Below are 21,297 nucleotides of genomic sequence, written 5' to 3'. Positions count from 1 at the left end.
GATGATTTCAAATCGGCACCAAAATATTTTGCTTTCTAAACCCCGCCCAGATTGGATCTTGGCGGCTCGATTCGCGATTTAACCGGACACTACTGTTCTATCGTATATGTTAATTTCTTGATTATAACAATAGATAAGTAACGCTTTTTATTTTTGGTTGTTGTTTTACTTAAAACTTGAATGTCTGCCTCTTCCACCTTGATGCGTGTCAGTAATGGCGGCAATCGGTAATCGTGTTTTCAATCTTGGATGACAGCAATTGGCACACAACGCCAGTTTGCCATGGAAGCCAAGCCTGTGGCAGCTTTGAAGTAAGCCAAATGCGTACTCTCGACCCTTTCCTGACCTTGGAGCTTTGCATAAGCAGACGTTCAGAACCAAACCAACAAAAAAAAACAGCGGCCAAAAGGCCGCCGTCATTGTGAGCAAAGTCTATTATGCTGCTTTGCGCTTGCGAGCTACACCGATCAAGCCCAGCAGGCCAGAACCCATCAACCACGCAGCAGCCGGTACAGGTACTGAGGCGGGAAGAATTCGATTTAAAGAACCTGTACAGCTAGGACCGCAGTTTTGGAACATCGTGCCAGTATTACCGGAGACGGTGAAGTACTGTGTGCCGTCAACATCGTTAGCGATGCCCCAATTGCCGTTGGTGTCACCCGCAGAAGTGGCGGTTATCGCACCGGTCGACGAGTTCCATGAATAGGTACCCCATTCAATACCAGTGTGTGTAGGATCACCAGCAACTACTGATGCCTCCATGTAGCGCCCGTCTTGCAAGAAGGTAGTCACGACCTGGGTACCACTGCTATCAAAAAGCCAACTTCCGACGATTTGTGGGGATGATGGAAGAATTCGATTTACAGAACCTGTGCAACTAGGACCGCAGTTTTGGAAAATCGTGCCAGCATTACCGGAGACGGTAAGGTACTGTGTGCCGTCAACATCGTTAGCGATGCCCCAATTGCCATTAGTGTCACCCGTAGAAGTGGCGGTAATCGCGCCGCTCACGGGATTCCATGAATAGGTACCCCACTCAATACCAGTGTGTGCAGGGTCACCAGCAACTGCTGATGCATCCACGTAGCGCCCATCTTGCAAGAAGGTAGCCACGGAAAAGCTACTACCGTTATCCAAAAGCCAACTTCCGACGATTTGATCGGCAGATGAAGCTTGTGCTGCTGCACTTACAACAATCGATGACAAGAGCAGAAATATGCGAGATATATTTAAAGAGTTCATGGTTAAGCCTTTTGAAATATTAATTTAGAGTTGTTGGTGAACCAAGAATAGTTCGTTTCGTATGGCAAGCCAAAGATTAGCAATTAATATGCCAGTTAGTGCAAAGTCTACCGATTAGCCAATATTTATCGAGTTCTTAGGTAAGCCAGGGAAAAAGTATTGCAGAGTAACTGTAAAATTATCCGGCAAAATAACTTGAAATTTATGAAGAAATATACCTTAAATGCAGCTTATGGCTTGCAGAATGATTAACGACAAGGTGTTCAGTCTTGTAAATATTACCGACATCGTGAAAATTGTGTGATGTTTGCTCGTCTTGAGCTTCTCTAAGCTGCAATTTATTTCGTGTGATTCGTCACTACTCACCGATGATTATTGGGTTTTTAACTGGATATTCTAGGGGGATTGACCAATTCAACAGTGAGTGTCTGTTATCTGGCAAATTATTGAAGGTCTCATAATGGCACGTTTGAGACAAATAGCTTCTTGAATAAGCGATGCTATGCAAATTGCTTTCAGTTAAATAGGAATAAACACTGCAGTAGCTAAACTTTGAACCACTCGAACAAAAGAACGGTTGGTTTTTTCTGAAATAACTCTGGCCATGGAGTCTTGTTCAGCGATAATTTTACCAAACTCCCTTTCGAAACTAAGATTGCGGATACCGCCACCTGCATCGTTACTCAGCAAAAATAATTCACCCTGACTGTTGCGGGTGTTCCCCAGTTTCCATACGGCGATTTCTACATTGCGGGCACTGTTGTATAGCTTTTGTGGGTCGAGGCTATCCAGCAGGAAAAACTCGGTTTTGTCATTGTAGGAAGTGATAATCATACAGGCTAAGCCGGCGATTAAAGCCAGAACGCGATCATTTTTGTAATCTTCCTGAAAAGTCAGGTAGATGCTTTCTATGCTTTTTTTGCCATGTAATTCCGGGAAATTCCAGTTGTGTGGACTATCAAAAACCCTGGCTACAGCGCTTTCTATATTGGGTTGGCCGGATTTTTTGAATTCTCTTGGATTGCGTCGGTAGAGTTTTTCCATCAAAACACGTAAGTGGCTGAGGGATTCTTGTTGATGAATTTCAGCGACCATGTCGATGTCGCTTTTGGCGAGCGAGTTAAATTTGAAATCTGGCGAGGCCGGGCCTTTTGCTGCAGGGTGTTTTGGAGTGCTAGTACATGCCGTTAAACTGACGGCTGTTAATATAATTATTGCTAGCCGTCTTGTCATATTTCTTAGAACCTTTCGTTATCTTTAAGATAACGCCATTCACCTGCCGGGAGATCGCCCAGTTTGATTTGACCGATGCGGACGCGTTTAAGGCCTACCACTTTAAGTCCGACCATTTCGCACATGCGTCGGATCTGGCGCTTTTTGCCTTCTTTCAGGATGAAGCGAAGCTGGTCCTGGTTTTGCCAGGATACTTGCGCGGGCTTCAGGCGTTCGCCGTCCAATGACAGCCCATGATTCAGCAGTTTCAGGTTTTTATCGCTTAACCCGCCTTGAACTCGTACAAGGTATTCTTTTTCAATCTGGGAATCAGCCCCGATGAGTTGTTTGGCGATTCGGCCATCCTGAGTCAGTACCAGCAAGCCTTGAGAATCAATATCGAGTCGTCCAGCTGGAGCAAGTCCGCGCAAGTGTTCGTGAGAAAAGTGAATAGGGGCGTTATCGCTTTTGTAACGACTCTCTCGGCAAATCAGGGAAACGGCTGCTTTGTAGCCTTTTTCAGGTTGTGCGGAAACGTAGCCGATAGGCTTATGCAGCAAGATGGTAATGCGCTGTGTCTGGGTATCTTGTGCTTTTTTATTCAGGGTGATGGTTTGTGAGGGATCGATTCGGGTGCCGAGGGTGTTGATCTGTTCGCCATCAACATAAACCCAGCCCCGTTCGATAAAAACATCGGCTTCCCTGCGCGAGCATAGTCCGCGCTCTGACATCAGTTTGGAAAGCCGAACTTTCTCCGTTTCTGGCACATCGGCCAATTAAGCAACGCCCAGCAGTTCTACTTCAAATACCAGCGTAGCGCCTGGAGGAATAACACCACCTGCACCACGTGCGCCATAACCCAATTCTGCAGGAATGGTCAGTTTGCGAACGCCACCAATTTTCATGCCTTGAACGCCTTCGTCCCAGCCGCGGATGACTTGACCGCCACCCAATGAGAATACGAATGGGTCGTTACGGTCTTTGCTGGAATCAAATTTGGTGCCGTTGGTAAGCCATCCGGTGTAATGAACGGTAACGCGCTGTCCTGCTTTAGCAACTTCGCCCTGGCCTTCGGTTACGTCGTCGTAAATGAGACCTGATTCTGTGGTGATTTCAGCCATGATTATTCCTGAATGTGTTTACAAAAGAAGTATTATGCCAGATCAGGATGAGCAGCTCACCTGAATTTTGTTGGCCCAATCAGGCGGGGGCGCTGCATAGCGCGCCATTTCTGGCTGTTCGTCGAATGGGGTTTTTAACAAATGAAGCAGTCGATCGATTTCTGAAAAATCTTTTTCATCCGTCGCTTTGCTTATGGCATTCTGGGCCAGATAGTTACGCAGAATGTACTTTGGATTGGCTGCCAGCATCGAGGTTCTGCGAGTTGCATCGGCACTGTTTTCTTTATCCAATTGAAGTTTATATTCCCTGGCCCAGTTATCGAAAGCTTCCCGGTCTATAAACATGTCACGCAATGTGGCATTGTTTTTTGTAGCATCTTGCTTGAAGTTAGCTAAGGCGCGGAAAAAAATCGTGTAATCAATATGATTTTTATGCAGGATGTCGAGTAAATCAGTGATGAGTGGGACTACCAGTTTTCCTGATTCTTTCAGGCCGAGTTTGGCGCTCATCAAATCAATGTAGTGGGAGGCAAAAGTTGACTGGTAATGATTGAGGGCTTCCTTTGCTTCATCGACCGACATGAGGGGAGTAAGTGCCTGAGCCAAGCAAGTTAAATTCCAGGCACCAATATCAGGTTGCTGATCAAAAGCATATCGGCCTTGATGGTCGGAATGATTGCATATGTATCCTGCATCATAGTTGTCCAGAAAACCAAAAGGGCCATAATCCAGCGTCAGCCCGAGGATGGACATATTATCTGTATTCATGACACCATGGGCAAACCCAACCGCTTGCCATTTAGCCATCAGACGTGCTGTACGTAATACGACTTCCTGGAGGAAACGGGGGTATTTATCTTCCGGTTCAACTAGTTCAGGGAAGTGTTTAGCGATAACATAATCGGCCAGAATTTTAACCTGCTCTTTCTGGCCGCGATAGAAAAACACTTCAAACGTACCAAAGCGCACGTGGGAAGGGCTGACGCGCATGAGGGTGGCACCCGTTTCAATGCTCTCGCGATAAACTTCCATATCACTACCTACAATACATAAGGCGCGGCTGGTAGGGATGCCAAGGCCATGCATGGCTTCAGAGCACAGATATTCGCGAATGGTTGAACGCAATACCGCTCGCCCGTCGCCACTGCGTGAAAAGGGGGTTGGACCGCCTCCTTTTAAATGCAAATCCCAGTGTTCACCTGATTGATTACGTACCTCTCCCAGTAAAATAGCTCTGCCATCACCAAGTTGGGGCACAAAGTGGCCAAATTGATGGCCTGCATACAGCATGGCTAATGGAGAACTGCCTGGCAAGGTGCGCTGGCCGCTGAAGTATTCCAGAAACTCTGCGCGCATGCCTTCTTCCGGATGTAAATCAATGAGTTTTGCTACGTCCGCATTGAAACTGACCATGTAGGGATCAGTCATGGGAGTAGGTGGCTGGTGGGCAAAAAAGGCATCCGGCAGACGTGCGTAGGTGTTGTCAAAATTCAGTGCTTCAAGTTTTTGCATAAAAGTCAGTTTTCAAAAGTCATTTAGTTTGCATTCTACCGTGTCCGTTAGCCACGCGGTACAATACCGGAATATAAGTTGGTTCAACCTAGAAACCTTAGTTGGATGGGTTGGAGTGTGCTGTTTTTGCAGCGCAGGGTAAGGCGCAATGACGCAGAATGGTCATTCCATTTCAAGGAGTTGCAACGCCGTCCTGTGCTGCAAAAACTGTGCAATCCAGCCCATAGCGGTCTCACCAACCGGTTGAACCAGGTAATCATTAAAAATTCTATTAGAATTATTTAGTTAAATGTTAAGGGTAGCGGTTAACTAAGGTTTCTAGGTTCAATCAATGAGGCGTGATTATATGCACAATTTAAGAGTGCAAAAATTGGAAAAGGTTTCAACTGAATCCCTGTCAGGGCGAGTTTAAGATGGCAGATATAACCGTCTTTGCAAACCGTCTTCGTAAAAATTTTCGTCATTGGGGTAAATGGGCTAAACGTCAGGGATTAAGCTGTTATCGTATTTATGACCGTGATATTCCAGAGTTTCCCGTTGCAGTTGATATGTATGAGCAACATGTTCATTTGCAGGAATTCGAAACGGGATGGAAGCAGGAGGAGTCCGAGTATGAAGCTTGGGTAGAAGCTGTATGTCTCGCAACTGCTGAAGTGCTGGAATTGCCCAGGGAAGCTATTTTCTTTAAGCGCAGAGCCCGGCAACGCGGGCTTTCGCAATATGAAAAAACAGGTCAGGGTGGAAAAGAATTTATCGTGACAGAAAATGGAAACCGTTTTATTGTGAATCTTGAACAATATCTGGATACCGGTTTGTTTCTTGATCATCGCAATACTCGGCGCATGGTGCAGGAGCGAGCGGCTGGCAAGCGGTTTCTGAATCTGTTTGCTTACACTGGCAGTTTTACGGTTTATGCCGCAGCAGGGGGCGCTGTTACCTCTACCACAGTGGATATGTCCAATACCTATCAGGAATGGACGCGACGTAATTTTGAATTGAATGGTATGGATCTGAGGTGTCATTCACTGGTGCGTGCCGATGTTTTTGTATTTCTTGAGCAAGCTGTAAAAGAGCGACAACAATTTGATTTGATTGTGATGGATCCGCCCTCGTTTTCAAATTCCAAAAAAATGAGTGGCGTGCTGGATGTGCAGCGAGATCATCCTCAATTAATCAACCAATGTCTGAAGTTGTTAGCCCCGCAAGGGCAATTATTCTTCTCAAATAATTTGAGAAGTTTTGAATTGGAGCAGGATGCGATCTCGCCGTGCAGTATTCGAGAAATATCTGGTCAAACAGTTCCTGAGGATTATCGTAACAAGAAAATCCATCGCTGCTGGTTGATCGAATTTAACAAGAAGTAAAACGATTGTTCCCTTTTTTATATGTGATAGCATGTAAGCAACTCACTGACTGGATTGGTATTTTCAATGAATGATTATAGCGATAGTCTTGCCGAGCTAAACACTGATTCTCCCTTAGCGGAGAAACTGAAAAGAATTCATAACACGCTGGTGGCACGGTTCGATTCAATTGATCGTATCGCCGTAGCCTTATATGACCATAAAACTGACCTGCTTAAAACGTTTATCCATAGTAGTGGCGGTGATCAGCCACTTAGCCAATATCAGTGGCCATTAAGCGAAGCTGGTTCTTTAATGGAAATAGTTAAAACTGGTAAACCGCGGGTGGTGAACGATCTTGCCATTTTTGCTAACGGCGAACATGAGCATACCAAGAAAATTGGGGCTCAGGGTTATGGTTCCAGCTATACCTTACCGATGTATATGAGCGGGCATTTTTTTGGTTTTGTATTTTTCAATTCCTATCAAAAAAATGTATTGAATGAAGAAATCCTGCATTTTCTCGATTTGATTGGGCATCTGGTAGCGCTGATGGTGATGAATGAGATTTCAGCAGTCAGGACACTGGTATCCACAGTTCAGGCAGCGCGAGATGTAGCGCACTTAAGAGATACAGAAACAGGTGCGCACCTTGATAGAATGTCTCATTTTTCAAGAGTCATTGCCCGAGAACTGGCGATCACTCACCGCTTTGATGATGAGTTTGTTGAGCATGTTTTTCTTTTTTCTCCGCTGCACGATATTGGGAAAATTGGCATTCCTGACAGTATCATGCTGAAAGAAGGAAGCCTGACTGATAGCGAGTTTGAAATCATGAAAACACATACTCTGAAGGGCCGGCAAATCATTGATACCATGCTCAAGGATTTTGCACTCGAAGGTTTTCAGCATCTTAATATGCTCAGGAATATCGCTGAATTTCATCATGAAACGCTTGACGGAAATGGCTATCCAAAAGGGCTGAAAGGGGATGAAATTCCTATCGAAGCTAAAATTATTGCGGTGGCAGACGTGTTTGATGCCCTGACTAGTCGCAGGCCTTACAAAGAAGCCTGGAGCAACGATGATGCCTTTCAAAGATTGTTGTTTTTGGCGGACATCAAGCTGGACCGGAAATGTGTAGAGGCCCTGTTAAAAAACCGTTCTATAGTCGAAGAAATACAGCATCAATTCAAAGAAGAACTTTTTGCATAAGTCGTTCGCTATTTTATTGATTTATTTAAGGCTCTAAGGAATCAATGGGAAAAGGTACGCTAACAATTGGCATGCTGGCAAGCCATGCTGATGTAAATATCGAGACTATTCGTTATTATCAGCGTAGAGGGTTGCTAATAGAGCCTCCCAAGCCAAGAGAAGGGTATCGACAATATCCAGCGGATAGCGTAGATCGGGTTCGTTTCATCAAACGGGCACAAAAATTGGGTTTCACGCTGGATGAAATCGCAACGCTGCTTGAACTGGGCGATGGGCATTGCGCCGAAACAAAACAACTGGCATTGCAGAAATTACAATTGATTGAAGCGCGCCTGGCGGATTTAAATAATATGCGGAACACCATTAAGGCATTGGTTAACCAATGTGAAACCGGTGGAGGGGAGATGGGGTGCCCCATTGTGGCAAGTCTGGGGAAGGCAGATGGAATGGGTTAATTCTCATATTACGTGTGTTTTAATTTGATCTGCTAGTGCTTAACCATGCGGATTTAATAGGTTGTGTAGTTTATTATGTACAAGTGTTACGTATTTTTCTCAACAATGTTGGTAGGTATTTGGTCGAGGCTGAATTGATTTTTTTCTTCCCAATACTGCTGAATTCCCGCATCTCCTTTCTTGGTTGCCCAGTCATTTAGCAGTTTACGTTCTCCTTTGTATTCGAGATAAGGGACTGCCATTCCACAAGAGGTTTGAACTAAATCGATTGTCAGATCAAATATTTGCCTTGCGCCATGAAGTGGTTTGAACTTGGCGTAAAATGCACTCCACTCCGCGTCGTTTTTATGGATAACCCTCGCAGTTCCATAGAGCCTCAAAATCATAGGTTCGCCTTCAAACGCACAAAACATGACTGTCATACGTGGATCAAGTTGAATATGCGCTGCTGTTTCATTTCCACTGCCTGTTACGTTTAGCCACGCTACCTGGTTTTTGCCAAGGACTCTGAGCGAGTCCATGCCCTTAGGTGAGATATTGACCCGACTATCTGCTGTTGCAGTTCCTACGAAAAATATTTTTTGATTATTGATAAATTCAGTGAGTTTGTTCGGAAGTTCATCATATAGTTTGCCCATAATTCTTCCCCAATAAACCGACGTTTGTATTTTACTACAGTATATTTTATTGGTATATAAATGCCAATTATATCAAGTATATTAAATTACTTAAAATACACTTATATACTGTATTTGAATAGTACTATCGAATTAAATATATAAATTTAAATTATAGTGGTTATTTAAAATATACGTATAATCAAGTTATTACATTATTTAATTTGATGTGTAAGGACAAAAAATGATGCTTGTCGAGATATTTTACAAAACAGCTATTTGATAGTTATTGTAATTATTTATATTTTTTTATTAATAAAAACAATGGAATATTGTAGTTATAACATTATTGAATACGTATATTTTTGTAAAAATATGTCTATTTTATTAACAATATTAATATATCGCCATATTTTATAGATATTAATATTTCTACTAAATTTCAGTAGCATAAAATTTATATTCCTTGGCTGGCCTGAATCCTGCTTACTGTATATTCGCAACAAAGTGATTCAAATATTAAAATTAGTGTTTTCTAAATTATTAAATTCCAATATAGGGGTAAGAAATGAATAGATTGATCAGTTCAATTGGCTCATCTTGCCTGCACCTAAAAAGTGCGGGCTGCGCTTCGTATGAAGCGCCAAATATGACTTCAAATTCCACAAATATTGATTGTGAAAAACAAGTTAAGGCTACACAGCGTCGTCTTTTCGCTTCGTGTATGGCTATCGCGGTTCTAGGGCTTTCTTTTGCCAGCCCCTCGGCTACTGCTGGCAAGCGTTCATCCGGCTCTACCGTCACACTTATGCAGTTCCAGGATATGCACGGGCATTTGGCACCTCATGCAGAGATTTTCCCTGATGGTCGCAAAGATCCAAATAGTGGTGGTATTGCTAAAGTTACCACGCTCATCAAACAAGTTCGAGCAAGTAATCCCAATAGCCTACTGCTGGCTGTCGGTGATACAACGCATGGCAGTGCAGAGACTACCTTCTCTGTGGGTGATGCAATTATGCCTGCGCTGAATGCATTGGCGATTGACGCATTTTTACCGGGTAACTGGGATTTTGGCTACGGACCGCGCGTTTATCGTCAGCGTTTTGTTGCTGGAGATTTTTCAACCGTCCTGGCACCTAACAATCGAACAACCATGGCATATCTGGATGGCCGGCCAGGCCATGAAGATCAGCATTGCGCTACACCCGGTGGCTTGAATGTCACCACTTACGCAACTTGTCATGTTACTAAGGCTAATTTCCCTACAGTTGCTATCAATTTGTATAACTACAATGAGCTCACAAAAAAAATCACTGGTCAAACTCATCCTGGTTACATTGTTAAAGATGTGGGTGGTGTGAAAGTGGGCATTATAGGTATTACCAGTGATGTGGTGCCACAACAGGCAGATGCATTCAATACCGGTCTGAAATTCACAATGGGTTATAAAGAGCTTCCTGCCAACATTGAAGCAGCCAAGCGTGAAGGGGCTCAACTGATCGTTGTCTTATCAGAACTTGGTTTGGCTAAAAACGTCCAGTTGGTTAAAGAATTTCCGAAGATCAATGTCATGTTTAGTGGCCATACCCATGAACGTACACCTGAACCCATTATTATCCAGCGTGGGCCTTTCGGTAAGAACATCGGTATTGTTACTGAAGCGGGGGAAGACAGTTTTCTTGGACGGTTAGATGTAACTGTTAATTATGGCTATATCACTAGTTACAAGTGGAAGCTGATGGAAGCCGATAGCAGCGTGCCTGAAGATGTCGCAATGAAGGCTATTATTGATCAGGAACGCAAGACCTTCGTTGCTGGACCGGATCATACCTGCCATACCTTTGGTACGAATGCTTTTCCTTACGGTAAAGGGCATGTGTTATGTGATCCACTTGAGACAGTGGTGGGGCATACTAACCCTTCAATTGAGCGTTTCAATGTGCTGGAAGAAATCGCAAACAATGTGATGGTAGATGCCTTTCTGAATCTGGCGCAGTCAATTGGGGAAACTGACTCCAAAGGGCATTCTCTGACTGACGATAATTCATTATCACAAACCAATGGTTTCCGTTTTGACACGGTTATTCTCGGTTCGGATGATGGATTCAGTGGCGATATTACCGTTGGGGATCTTTACGACTACTACCCGATTGGTGCTGCCGGTGCATTGGCAGAGTTTACCGGTGGACGTTTGATGGATCATTGGGAAGGGGTGTTGAGCAATGTGTTTGATCCCAACCCATATCGTCAACGTGGTGGCTGGTTCCTGGGGTTTACACACAACATGCATTTCGATGTTGAGATTAACAACGAGTTCCCGCGTACTATCACTTCTGGTCGTATTGATAACGTAACCATCAATGGAAAAAATCTGGATAGAAGCACGACTTACACACTGGCTTCGTGCTATCCGCATGGGAATTCCATCGATGAGGTTTGCCGTACAACCGGTGCCACCAATGTGCGCTATATTCAGGGCACTGAGATGACTTCCGGGCCGGCAGATATGTTTGGTCATCGCCCACTTGAGATCAATGGCCCATGGCGTACCCAGCCACCGGCAAATTCAGCAGACATCTTTGATCCGGTTCGTTTTGCCAATGGTGGTCCTTTGTTCCTGAAAGTTGCGCCGGATAATTTTGCTCATCCGACAGATGCACTACGTCGCTACCTTGCTACTCATACGGTTAACACAGTCGAGCATGGTTTAGGAAGAGTGGTTGCTGTTACCGGTGTGCCCGCATCTGAGTATGGTGGTGCTGGGATTGTTCAACCTACGCAAGGTGCAGGTCCTGATTGGTTGAAGCGAGTATTTTCAATATTCTGAAAAACAAGTAAATGAGGTGTTTAAATGAGTTGACCTGAATACAATCAGGTTGCCTCGTTTTAAAAGCGTGTGGCTTAACGGCCGCACGCTTTTTTAATTTAAATGGATACAAACTGCCTTGATATTAACAGCGGTTTATACCAAATCTGGCTTTGTCGTCGTTTCAATATTGTTGACTGGGGTTGATTCTGGTTTGCCAGAATTGTTGGTATTTTTTTTGTGTGCTCTGCCAGCCTCACCGGAAAACCGAAATGCCAGAGTGGCAATTGGTGGGCCGATTGTTTCAAATACGGTGACTGCACCAAAGACAATGGCTGCAATGGTCGAAGCATGCTGAGGGAACAGGCTGCTTGTGGTAAGAACCAGGCCAATTGCAAGCCCAGCCATGGGCAGAAGAAGGAGGCCACTCGACATGCCCGTGCGGAAAGGCTTCTTGAGTAGAGACGACATGGCTGTCACGCCAATGACTTTTGCCAGAGTACGGACCAGCACCAGTGCTAATACCGCAGGAGCGAACTCGATGATTTCATGCAAGTGCAGTCCTGCACCGGCAAAAACAAACAACACGATAAAAAACAGTTCGAATGAAGCGCCAAATTCAAGCTTTGAAACCACTTTCTCCCGTTCCATACTTTTTACCACGATACCAATAGTCAGGCAGATGAAAAGCATGGAGAGCTTGAGTTCATAAGCCAACGCAACTGCAACCATTATGGTGCCGATAACCAGCGCAAGTTTGTATTGCGAAGCCTCGTGCGTTTTTGTAGCTACGATGTGCAAGATAAAAGCCAGTATGGTTCCGACAACTAACGAACCGAAAAAGCTGTATAAAGGCTGCATGATAATGGTCGTTTGGTCGGACCCCGCTGAATAGTGCAAAGCGGGCAAAATGGCGGAAAATGCCACGAAAGAAAACAGATTGTTCAGTGCTACCAGTGTCTTGGTAGATTCTGTAATTACCCCTTTGGCGCCTACTTCATGTGCAACGTGCAAGAGCACTGCCGGGGAAGATGAAATGGTAATGGCGGCTACCAGCAGGGATAATAAAAAGGGGATGCCAAACAGGTGCAACACGTAAGCAACCAGTCCGAAAGTGGCTGCGCTTTCAACTAACGACGTAAATAATAGCCCAGGGAAGCGCCAAAGCAGTTTGATATCCAGCGATAATCCGAGGCGATAGAGAATAAGGGCTAACGCAATATCTATCAGAATTCGCGACTCGACGATCGTATGCTGACTCAGTAGTCCTATACCACTGGGTCCGCAAATGAAGCCAACAATCATGAAACCGGTAATACTTGGCAGCCAGGAGAAATGATGCGCTGCATAGCCCCCGATGGCGCCAATAATTAGCATTAAGCCAAAAGCCATCAGTGGCGTGATATCCAGTGGCCAGATTGGTAAATAATCCATTGATACTCTCAAAAATAGTTGGAATTTTGCAGGCTTTAAAAGCAGTGTTTTTAAGATTTTGCAGTAATGTAATGCATTGCCATTTTACACTACCATTGAGGATTCCATACAACCTCCCAAAGATGCTTATCAGGATCCTGAAAGTACCCAGCATAACCACCCCAGAAAGTTTCCTGAGCTGGTTTTACTATAACAGCTCCGGCATTTTTTGCTTTTACCATGACTTCATCCACTTCTGCTTTGGATGAAACGTTATGTCCAAGCGTGAATTCTGCAGGGTTCGGATTGGTTTGGGGGAGGCCAGTATCATGTGAAATGCTTTTGCGCGGCCAGAGAGCGAGTTTCAAGCTGTTCTGTAATTCAAGAAAGACGACCGCACCCTGTTCAAATTCTTTACCAACAATGCCATCTGTTTTAAAACCAAGACCGTCACGATAAAACTGTAACGAAAGTTCTAAATCGTCAACGCCAATTGTAATGACTGTAATACGTGCACGCATTGGATCCTTTGTTTTAAAATTGCGCGATAACGCTTTACTGTGGCTAGGTGCAGGGATTAATGTGTCTAAGGTTCATTGATATTTCTGGCCTTGGTGTTGCAACCATCCTGCGACGTGAGAGCCATTAGGGTCTTTATGCGTCCAATGTAACACGCCACCTTTTGCATTCCATTCATATTCACCATAAAACTCAACAGTGTCCCCTTTGCTGAGGGAGTTGATTTTAGGCGCAAGATCAATATTGTGTGCAACCAAAAGAGATTGCCCGGTTGATAGCTTAAGAATGAATTTTTGATGCCTGCTGCCGCTATTATCGTCTGGCAAAAGTTTAGCGACGATACCCTGACCTGACACTTGCAAGTTACTTTCATGATTTGCAAATGCTTTGGTGATGGCTGCATTGGATTGATCAGCACGTTGAGCCGTTATTGAAGGTGATGTGCCGTTTGATGTGGGTTCGTGTTGACCAGAATAAATTGTGTAGCCGGCTAAAATAGCCAAAGCAATGAGCAAGATATTTTTCATGTATGCCTAAATTTTGAAGCTTGGGGATTATGGAATGCTTTCCTGACATACATATTACAATGTGTATGTCAGGAATTATCCTTTTTATCCACATTTTTTGAAGTTTTGTATTTGATTTCTGAATTACTCATCGCTTTTTGTTCGTCATTTTCTGAGGAAGGGTAATTTTAATTGCTCGGTTAGTTCTATAACCATCGCCTCACATCTGATTTATATTCAAAATAGGTTTGTCCAAACTTCTGGGTCAAATAACGTTCCTCTTTAACAATAACAAACCAGTGCATGAGAATGAGTAAGGGGATGAGAAGTAACAGTGGCCAGATAGCGTTAACCAAAAAAACTGCACCGAGATACATTCCTGTCATCGCTACATAAATTGGGTTGCGCGAAAAGCGGAATGGTCCGTGGATTGTGAGAGAAGCCGATGGTTTGCTGTGGCTGGCGCTGGTCCCCGCGTGCCGCATAGTGATGAATGCCCAGCGCGCAAAAACAGCGCTGGGGATGAATAAACAAGAAGCGACAAGCCAGGAAATGGTCGTAGAGTTTAAAAGCGGTACAGTGAAAACAATCTGAACGATGCACCCTGTCAAAAAAGTACAAAGATATAAGACTGGTGGCGGTAACACTACGTCAGATGTATGGGTATGGTCGCTACTCATCAAGCTTTAATATTTAAATTAGTTTAAAAATATCTTTGTATCTTGTCACAAAATGACGTTTGCATCAATGATGGTGCGTTATACAGTTTAATGTGCAGGTTTTAAATATAGCGTTGCACTACAAAATCGTTTGAATTTGAAATTGGTTTTATCTTCAAATGAAAATTGAAAGTCTCAAAGCTTGACTCCGTACTAGGGTACTGGGTTCAGAATCGTCTCCAATGATTCTTCTGGAGACAAAAGTGACCAAAAATAAAAGCAGTTTACACACACTGATGGCTGGCCTTGCCGCAGGTATTGCCGCATCTCTTTGTTGTCTCGGCCCCTTAGTACTGGTGATGTTAGGCGTTGGTGGTGCGTGGGTTTCCAAGCTGTCTGTGCTGGAACCTTATAGGCCTTATTTTCTGGCTGTCGCGCTGATTTTTTTGTTTCTTGCATATCGTCAGATTTATAAAGCGCCGGCTGCTGCAGCGTGCGAGCCTGGTTCGCTTTGCGCCTTGCCCCATACAAATCGTATTTATAAATGGTTGTTGTGGTTAGTTGCTGCTTTCATAGGCTTCAGTATGGTTTTTCCTTATTTTGCTTCTTTATTTTATTAATGGAGATTGACGATGAACACACGTTTATTTGGTTTTGCAGTTTTGTTATCCAGTTTTCTTTTTACACCCGTTGCTTATTCGGCGACTCAGACCGTTACTTTAGGTGTGCCTGATATGTACTGTGAGGTATGTCCGATTACGGTTAAAAAATCATTGGTGAAAGTGCCGGGCGTTTCAAAGGTTAATGTATCTTTAGAATCAAAAGAAGCCGTTGTTACTTTTGATGATGCAAAAACCAATGTGAGTCTATTAATGGATGCCACAAAAAATGCTGGCTACCCATCTACAGTTAAGCCACCCAGAGGGAAGTGATCATGAGCATCACTGAACTGAACTGTTGCGAGTCAGCTAAAGCTGGACTGAAAATTGCAATAATTGGTACAGGTTCAGCTGCCTTTGCCGCAGCCATACGTGCGGCCGATGAAGGCGCGGTTGTGACTTTAATTGAAAAGGGGAAGGTCGGAGGGACTTGCGTCAATGTAGGGTGCGTACCTTCAAAAATTTTCATTCGGGCTGCGCATATTGCGCATTTGCAATCATGGCACCCCTTTGCTGGTATGAAGCAATATAGTGATGGTGTTGATCGCGCTGCGATGGTGGCACAACAGCAGGCAAGGGTGGATGCGTTGCGATATGCCAAGTATGAAAGCATTCTGGCATCGAATGAGAATATTACGCTGGTGCGTGGTATTGCACGCTTTAAGGATGCGCATACTCTGGTGGTAGAACAATCTAACGGAGAAAACATCAGTATTCAAGCTGATCGTATATTGGTCGCAACTGGCCGTAACCCCATGATTCCTGATGTTCCTGGGTTAAAGGAAACACCATTCTGGACTTCTACAGAAGCGCTGGAGTCCGAATCATTGCCGGCACATTTAATTATTTATGGCGCATCAGTGGTGGCGCTTGAACTGGCTCAGGCATTTTTGCGTTTGGGATCGAATGTTACGCTTATAGCTCGCTCTACATTGTTATCAAGTGAAGATCCGGCAATAGGGACGGCTTTGCAAGCGATTCTAGTTGCAGAAGGTATGCGTATTTTGCTGCATACTGAGATGAAAAGCGTGATCCATGATGGCAAAGTATTTCATGTTGATCTTGGCGATGAACAAATCAGTAGCGACAGGTTGTTAATAGCTGCCGGCCGTGTACCGAATACCGATTCCCTTGACCTTAATTTGGTTGGTATTGCAACCGATGCCAAAGGCGCTATTGAAATTAATGACTATATGCGTACATCAGTGGCGAACGTCTATGCAGCCGGGGATTGCACTAACAAGCCGCAATTTGTCTATGTGGCTGCAGCAGCAGGTACGCGCGCGGCCATCAATATGACTGGCGGAGATGCGGCCCTGGATTTATCCGTTATGCCCACTGTTGTATTTACTGACCCACAGGTTGCTTCAGTAGGTTTAAACGAAGCCGCAGCATTAGCGCAAGGAATTGAAACCGATAGCCGTACCTTGAAAATGGAAAACGTTCCAAGGGCGCTGGCAAATTTTGATACCCGAGGGTTAATCAAGCTGGTAGTGGAAGCGAAATCAGGGAAGCTGATCGGCGCGCAAGTGCTGGCAGCCGAAGGTGGTGAAATCATTCAGACTGCTGCACTGGCCATTCGTAATCAAATGACTTATCAACAATTGGCAGACCAATTGTTCCCCTATTTAACTATGGTGGAAGGGTTGAAGCTATGCGCGCAGACTTTTACAAAAGATGTGACGCAATTATCGTGTTGTGCAGGGTAGTCTGTTTAACAATTTCATTCACATCTGTAAATATCTGCTTCCCTCTCCCTTTGATGGGGGAGAGAGGGTGGTAGCACATTGAGATAACCTTGGCCTTTCGCTTTGCTCTTACCTTCTATCCATTGCAAAGAGAAATTGCATGCTGCCTTCCTCTGAGAAATGGAAAGAAGTTAATCTTCCAGTGAGCGCACCTTTACCGATTTCCCTTTCACTTTACCAGCAGATAATTTACGAACCGCTTCCCGTGCAATATTGCGCGCTACAGCTACATAAGTAGATTGATCTGTCACGGTAATCTTTCCGACTTGCTCACGCGTAAACCCTGCCTCACCGGTAAGTGCGCCCAATACGTCACCGGGACGGATTTTTTCCTTGCGGCCACCAAGAATCTGGAGGGTTACCATCGGTGGAACCAGTGGAGAACTTTTTTTGCTTTGCAATGATGCAAGCTCATGCCACTCTGGTTCACTGCCCATCATCTGCGCAATGCCTTCTACACGACGCATTTCGGACGGGCTGCAAAGACTAAGGGCCCAGCCATCTTCATCCGCCCGGCCGGTACGTCCTATGCGATGGATATGTATTTCGGGATCGGGCGTAACATCCACATTGATCACCGCTTCTAGTTGTGCGATATCCAGACCACGAGCGGCTACATCGGTTGCCACCAATACCGAGCAGCTCCGATTGGCGAACTGAATCAGCACCTGATCGCGTTCACGTTGTTCCATGTCACCATTTAAAGTCAGCGCATGAAATCCCTGTGCAATCAGCACATCCAGCAGTTCGCGGCATTGTTGTTTGGTGTTGCAGAAGGCCAATGTGCTCACAGGGTGATAGTGTTTGAGCAAGGTGCCGACGGCCTGCAAACGCTCTTCAGGATTCACCTCGTAGAATCGCTGACGTATCTTGCTTTCCTCGTGCTGTTCCAACAATTTCACTTCTTGCGGATTGCGCAAGAACTGGCGCGACAGTTTAGAAATGCTTTCGGGGTAGGTAGCTGAAAACAGCAAAGTCTGACGATTTTTCGGGCATTGTTTCGCTACGTAAACGATATCGTCGTAAAAACCCATGTCCAGCATACGATCTGCTTCGTCGAGTACTAAAGTATTGAGCGCATCGAGGCTAAGGCTGCCGCGTTCCAGATGGTCCATGATACGGCCAGGGGTACCAACGACAACGTGGGCACCGTGTTCCAGGCTTGCACGTTGAGGTCGCATGGTAGAGCCGCCACACAGTGTAATCACTTTGATATTATCTTCAAATCGCGCCAGACGCCGAATTTCCTGCGTTACCTGGTCAGCCAATTCACGGGTTGGGCACAACACCATCGCTTGCACAGCAAAGTGGCGCGGGTTTAATTTGGTCAGCAAAGGTAGCGCAAATGCAGCTGTCTTGCCGCTACCGGTTTTCGCTTGCGCGATGAGGTCATGGCCAGCGAGTGCAATCGGCAAACTGGCTGCCTGAATAGGTGTCATCGTCAGATATTCAAGCTGCTGTAAAGTGGCCAGCATGGCGGGTGAAAGCGGCAGTTCGCTGAAAGGGCGCCCGGTAGCGTTTGCTGCAGGCAAAGAAGAGGGTTGGATATTTGTAGTCATACGCAATTATCCATGCTTGCGGCTAGGAATGCATGAAAATTTGCATTTTATGGGTTTATGGGGCATTCCCAAGGTGAGTAACAGAAAGTTTTGCAGATTTAGTTGTGTCATTTATTCGCAAGTACCACATAAATTAAAAATTTATCCGAATAAAAAAATGTAAAGAAATTCGACTTTTGTAATCATGAACAAAAAGTAATGTGCTGACTAAAAATTCCAAAAAAATATGATTATTATTGCAAATCATATAATTGGTGTGTTTTTAATCACAGACCATCATAGGGATTTCACTTTTCATTTGCCTCCTTCCTTAAGCAACTTCGAAAAGCACTTACACAATAAAGGTGGAGTCCAACCGCCATTTTGCTTGGTTATGGGTTTTCTTTAACCCTATATCAGGGGCATTTTTGATCACATTGTAAACGTGATTTTTACCGCTAATATCAAATTTATGAATCAGTATGACGATGTTATTTGGTGGTTTTTGGGGTTATTCATATTGAGTGAGTTGGGAATTCCAAGTATTCGTAGAGGATTTTCTTGCTGATGCAGAATTGCAGAAAACCTGCTTTTCTTACGTATTTCAGGGTAAATATTTCTTGAGGAGATCGTACCATGCCAGTTGCGGTGAGTTATCCAGGTGTATATATCGAGGAGCTTCCCAGCGGCGTGCGCACCATTACGGGTGTTGCCACGTCTATTGCTGCATTTGTTGGGTGGGCACCGAAAGGACCAATAGACCGTGCGGAACTCGTGCTGAGTTGGTCGGATTTTGAAAGGAAGTTTGGTGGGCTGAATCCGTATAGCCTGTTAGGATATTCGGTCTCCCAGTTTTTTTCCAATGGTGGCCAGCGGGCGTATATCGTCAGGCTTGTGGCAACTGGCTCTGAAACTGCCTCTGAAAATGCCTTGGCAGCGGCGGTCACACTTGATGGCAAGTTGACAGTGACAGCGAAAAATCCTGGCGAATGGGCAAACGATTACGCTATTGTCACAAAAAAACGCCCCGTTCCGGATGATGCACGCTTCCAGCTGAAGGTGGTGAATGTAAAACAAAATACGAAAGGCATTTCCGTCGAGGTGTTCGAGAACCTTTCGATGAATGCCGCCGATCCTCGTTATGTTGTCAACGTACTGAAGAGCGAATCTTCATTGGTGGATTCTGAGATTGTCGGAGCAGCGACTGTTCCGCCTGCAGATACGGTTTTAGATGTAAGCGGCAATGTGCCTCTGGCGGCTTATTTGACTGGCGGTGGGAACGGTAATGTATTGAATCCCGATGAAAGCGCTTTTGAAACAGCTATGATTCCGGTCAGCGGTGTAGGCGGTGTGTATTTCCTTGACCGCATCGATCTCTTCAACCTGTTGTGCGTTCCGGGTGAGACGAAAGCGTCCATTCTTTCTATTTTGCAAAAATTCTGCCGCGACAGGCGTTCCTTTCTGATTGCTGACAGTGCTTCAAGTGCATCTCTCACCACCCTGCAAAACGGTCCAGATACGAGCTTGACAGGGAACGATGCCATCAATGCAGCTTTTTATTTCCCTTGGGTATTGGCACCAGACCCGCTTCAGGAAAATAGATTGCGTGAATTTCCCCCTTGCGGGTTTGTCGCGGGACTTTATGCGCGCACGGATTCCAGTCGCGGCGTTTGGAAAGCACCTGCCGGCACAGAGGCTAGTCTAACCGGTGTGGCAGGCGTTAAATCTATACTCACCAACGATGAAAATGGGGTTTTGAATCCAAAAGCCGTCAATTGCATACGCAATTTTCCTGTGTATGGCACGATCATTTGGGGTGCGCGCACATTGCAAGGTAACGACGAGCGTGGGTCGGAATGGAAATATGTTCCGGTTCGGCGTACGGCACTGTTTCTTGAGGAAAGCCTGTTTCGGGCACTTAAGTGGGTGGTTTTCGAGCCAAATGATGAGCCTCTCTGGGCGCAGATTCGTTTGAATGTTGGCGCTTTCATGCACAACTTGTTCAGGCAGGGGGCATTTCAGGGCAAGACACCACAGGAAGCCTATTTCGTGAAGTGCGACAAAGAGACGACAACGCAGAATGACATCGATCTGGGTATCGTCAATATTGTTGTGGGTTTCGCCCCGCTCAAACCTGCGGAATTCGTGATTATCAAGCTCCAGCAAATTGCTGGACAATTGCAGACTTAAGGGAGACATGTCATGGCTCAGTTTAGCGTTAACGCACAGCGTTTCGACCCTTACAAGAATTTCAAGTTTCGGGTGAAGTGGGATGGCCGTTTTGTTGCGGGTGTGAGCAAGATCACAGGCTTGAAACGTACCACAGAGGTTGTCAAACATCGGGAGGGCGGTGATCCGTCCAGCAGTCGCAAGTCGCCAGGGCGTACCGAGTTTGAGGCTGTCACTATAGAACGAGGCGTCACTCACGATACCGAATTCGAAAAATGGGCCAACAAAGTATGGAACTTCGGCTCAGGCCTGGGCGCGGAGGTTTCGCTCAAGGACTTTCGTAAGGATATTATTATTGAAGCCTACAACGAAGCTGGTCAGCTTGTGCTGGCGTATAAGCTATACCGATGCTGGGTGTCGGAGTATCAGGCAATACCTGATCTTGATGCCAATGCCAATGCTGTAGCGATTCAGCACATCAAGCTGGAAAATGAAGGTTGGGAACGCGACTACGAAGTTGCCGAACCAAGCGAGCCCCAGTTCACTGAACCAGCGAATTGATG

Annotated in this window: 21 protein-coding genes; 10 read left to right on the top strand and 11 right to left on the bottom strand. The window is 45.2% G+C overall.

The features are described 5' to 3' along the window. Positions 1 to 435 precede the first annotated feature (435 nt). The 5 genes from EDC63_RS18775 to EDC63_RS08615 all read right to left on the bottom strand — a co-directional run bounded on the left by EDC63_RS18775 (position 436) and on the right by EDC63_RS08615 (position 5,087). Complete coding sequence (locus tag EDC63_RS18775; RefSeq protein WP_223248488.1) at positions 436 to 1,242, bottom strand: VPLPA-CTERM sorting domain-containing protein; 807 nt, start codon at positions 1,240 to 1,242, stop codon at positions 436 to 438. 519 nt (positions 1,243 to 1,761) lie between these two features. Continuing rightward, the gene (locus tag EDC63_RS08630) at positions 1,762 to 2,475 is read right to left on the bottom strand and encodes a hypothetical protein (RefSeq protein ID WP_124948188.1); all 714 of its coding nucleotides are present in this window, start codon (positions 2,473 to 2,475) and stop codon (positions 1,762 to 1,764) included. A 5-nt stretch (positions 2,476 to 2,480) separates the two neighbouring features. After that, complete coding sequence (locus EDC63_RS08625; RefSeq protein WP_223248487.1) at positions 2,481 to 3,230, bottom strand: pseudouridine synthase; 750 nt, start codon at positions 3,228 to 3,230, stop codon at positions 2,481 to 2,483. Continuing rightward, positions 3,231 to 3,575: an FKBP-type peptidyl-prolyl cis-trans isomerase gene (locus tag EDC63_RS08620; RefSeq protein WP_124948187.1), complete on the bottom strand. Its 345-nt coding sequence runs from the start codon at positions 3,573 to 3,575 to the stop codon at positions 3,231 to 3,233. A 42-nt stretch (positions 3,576 to 3,617) separates the two neighbouring features. After that, entirely contained in the window at positions 3,618 to 5,087 is a 1,470-nt protein-coding gene (locus tag EDC63_RS08615; RefSeq protein ID WP_124948186.1) for a protein adenylyltransferase SelO, read from the bottom strand. A 413-nt stretch (positions 5,088 to 5,500) separates the two neighbouring features. Here EDC63_RS08615 and EDC63_RS08610 point away from each other — a divergent pair, with 413 nt between their 5' ends. The 3 genes from EDC63_RS08610 (at position 5,501) to merR (ending at position 8,100) form a co-directional block, all read left to right on the top strand. After that, a complete protein-coding gene (locus tag EDC63_RS08610; RefSeq protein WP_124948185.1) occupies positions 5,501 to 6,451 on the top strand; it encodes a class I SAM-dependent methyltransferase in 951 nt (316 codons plus the stop codon). 66 nt (positions 6,452 to 6,517) lie between these two features. Continuing rightward, a complete protein-coding gene (locus EDC63_RS08605) occupies positions 6,518 to 7,645 on the top strand; it encodes an HD domain-containing phosphohydrolase (RefSeq protein WP_124948184.1) in 1,128 nt (375 codons plus the stop codon). A 44-nt stretch (positions 7,646 to 7,689) separates the two neighbouring features. Beyond that, positions 7,690 to 8,100: an Hg(II)-responsive transcriptional regulator gene (gene merR, locus EDC63_RS08600; RefSeq protein ID WP_124948183.1), complete on the top strand. Its 411-nt coding sequence runs from the start codon at positions 7,690 to 7,692 to the stop codon at positions 8,098 to 8,100. 86 nt (positions 8,101 to 8,186) lie between these two features. Here merR and EDC63_RS08595 read toward each other — a convergent pair whose 3' ends face one another. Then, entirely contained in the window at positions 8,187 to 8,738 is a 552-nt protein-coding gene (locus EDC63_RS08595) for a pyridoxamine 5'-phosphate oxidase family protein (protein ID WP_124948182.1), read from the bottom strand. 547 nt (positions 8,739 to 9,285) lie between these two features. Between EDC63_RS08595 and EDC63_RS08590 the strand changes: the two genes are divergently transcribed. Further along, complete coding sequence (locus tag EDC63_RS08590) at positions 9,286 to 11,544, top strand: bifunctional metallophosphatase/5'-nucleotidase (RefSeq protein WP_124948181.1); 2,259 nt, start codon at positions 9,286 to 9,288, stop codon at positions 11,542 to 11,544. A gap of 135 nt (positions 11,545 to 11,679) precedes the next feature. Here the strand turns inward: EDC63_RS08590 and EDC63_RS08585 are convergent, their stop codons facing one another. The 4 genes from EDC63_RS08585 to EDC63_RS19120 form a co-directional block, all read right to left on the bottom strand. Then, positions 11,680 to 12,957 carry a cation:proton antiporter gene (locus tag EDC63_RS08585; RefSeq protein ID WP_124948180.1) on the bottom strand — a complete coding sequence of 426 codons (1,278 nt, stop codon included), beginning with the start codon at positions 12,955 to 12,957 and terminating at the stop codon, positions 11,680 to 11,682. A gap of 89 nt (positions 12,958 to 13,046) precedes the next feature. Then, positions 13,047 to 13,457 carry a VOC family protein gene (locus tag EDC63_RS08580; protein WP_124948179.1) on the bottom strand — a complete coding sequence of 137 codons (411 nt, stop codon included), beginning with the start codon at positions 13,455 to 13,457 and terminating at the stop codon, positions 13,047 to 13,049. A gap of 72 nt (positions 13,458 to 13,529) precedes the next feature. Further along, positions 13,530 to 13,982, bottom strand: a complete 453-nt coding sequence (locus EDC63_RS08575) for a DUF3465 domain-containing protein (protein WP_124948178.1) — start codon at positions 13,980 to 13,982, stop codon at positions 13,530 to 13,532. Positions 13,983 to 14,167: 185 nt separating this feature from the next. Then, a complete protein-coding gene (locus tag EDC63_RS19120; RefSeq protein WP_223248490.1) occupies positions 14,168 to 14,446 on the bottom strand; it encodes a methyltransferase family protein in 279 nt (92 codons plus the stop codon). Between EDC63_RS19120 and EDC63_RS18765 the strand changes: the two genes are divergently transcribed. From EDC63_RS18765 to merA, 4 genes are all read left to right on the top strand, one after another. Then, positions 14,364 to 14,555, top strand: a complete 192-nt coding sequence (locus tag EDC63_RS18765) for a hypothetical protein (protein ID WP_223248491.1) — start codon at positions 14,364 to 14,366, stop codon at positions 14,553 to 14,555. The two genes, EDC63_RS19120 and EDC63_RS18765, sit on opposite strands and share 83 nt — an antisense overlap. A 328-nt stretch (positions 14,556 to 14,883) precedes the next feature. Beyond that, positions 14,884 to 15,240 carry a mercuric ion transporter MerT gene (locus EDC63_RS08565; RefSeq protein ID WP_223248486.1) on the top strand — a complete coding sequence of 119 codons (357 nt, stop codon included), beginning with the start codon at positions 14,884 to 14,886 and terminating at the stop codon, positions 15,238 to 15,240. Between the two features lie 12 nt (positions 15,241 to 15,252). After that, positions 15,253 to 15,552, top strand: a complete 300-nt coding sequence (gene merP / locus EDC63_RS08560) for a mercury resistance system periplasmic binding protein MerP (protein WP_124948175.1) — start codon at positions 15,253 to 15,255, stop codon at positions 15,550 to 15,552. A gap of 2 nt (positions 15,553 to 15,554) precedes the next feature. Continuing rightward, positions 15,555 to 16,988 (top strand): mercury(II) reductase, encoded by a 1,434-nt coding sequence (merA, locus tag EDC63_RS08555; protein ID WP_124948174.1) that lies wholly within the window; start codon positions 15,555 to 15,557, stop codon positions 16,986 to 16,988. Between the two features lie 170 nt (positions 16,989 to 17,158). Here the strand turns inward: merA and dbpA are convergent, their stop codons facing one another. Then, entirely contained in the window at positions 17,159 to 18,586 is a 1,428-nt protein-coding gene (gene dbpA, locus EDC63_RS08550; protein ID WP_132920914.1) for an ATP-dependent RNA helicase DbpA, read from the bottom strand. 615 nt (positions 18,587 to 19,201) lie between these two features. Between dbpA and EDC63_RS08545 the strand changes: the two genes are divergently transcribed. Both EDC63_RS08545 and EDC63_RS08540 read left to right on the top strand, forming a co-directional pair. Beyond that, a complete protein-coding gene (locus EDC63_RS08545; protein ID WP_124948173.1) occupies positions 19,202 to 20,755 on the top strand; it encodes a phage tail sheath family protein in 1,554 nt (517 codons plus the stop codon). Positions 20,756 to 20,767: 12 nt separating this feature from the next. Further along, the gene (locus tag EDC63_RS08540) at positions 20,768 to 21,295 is read left to right on the top strand and encodes a phage tail protein (RefSeq protein ID WP_124948172.1); all 528 of its coding nucleotides are present in this window, start codon (positions 20,768 to 20,770) and stop codon (positions 21,293 to 21,295) included. Positions 21,296 to 21,297: the final 2 nt, after the last annotated feature.

This window comes from Sulfurirhabdus autotrophica (genome assembly GCF_004346685.1).
Classification (GTDB): Bacteria; Pseudomonadota; Gammaproteobacteria; order Burkholderiales; family SMCO01; genus Sulfurirhabdus; species Sulfurirhabdus autotrophica.
The sequence above is the reverse complement of the archived record's forward strand: the minus strand, read 5'-3'. Positions and strand labels throughout refer to the sequence as shown.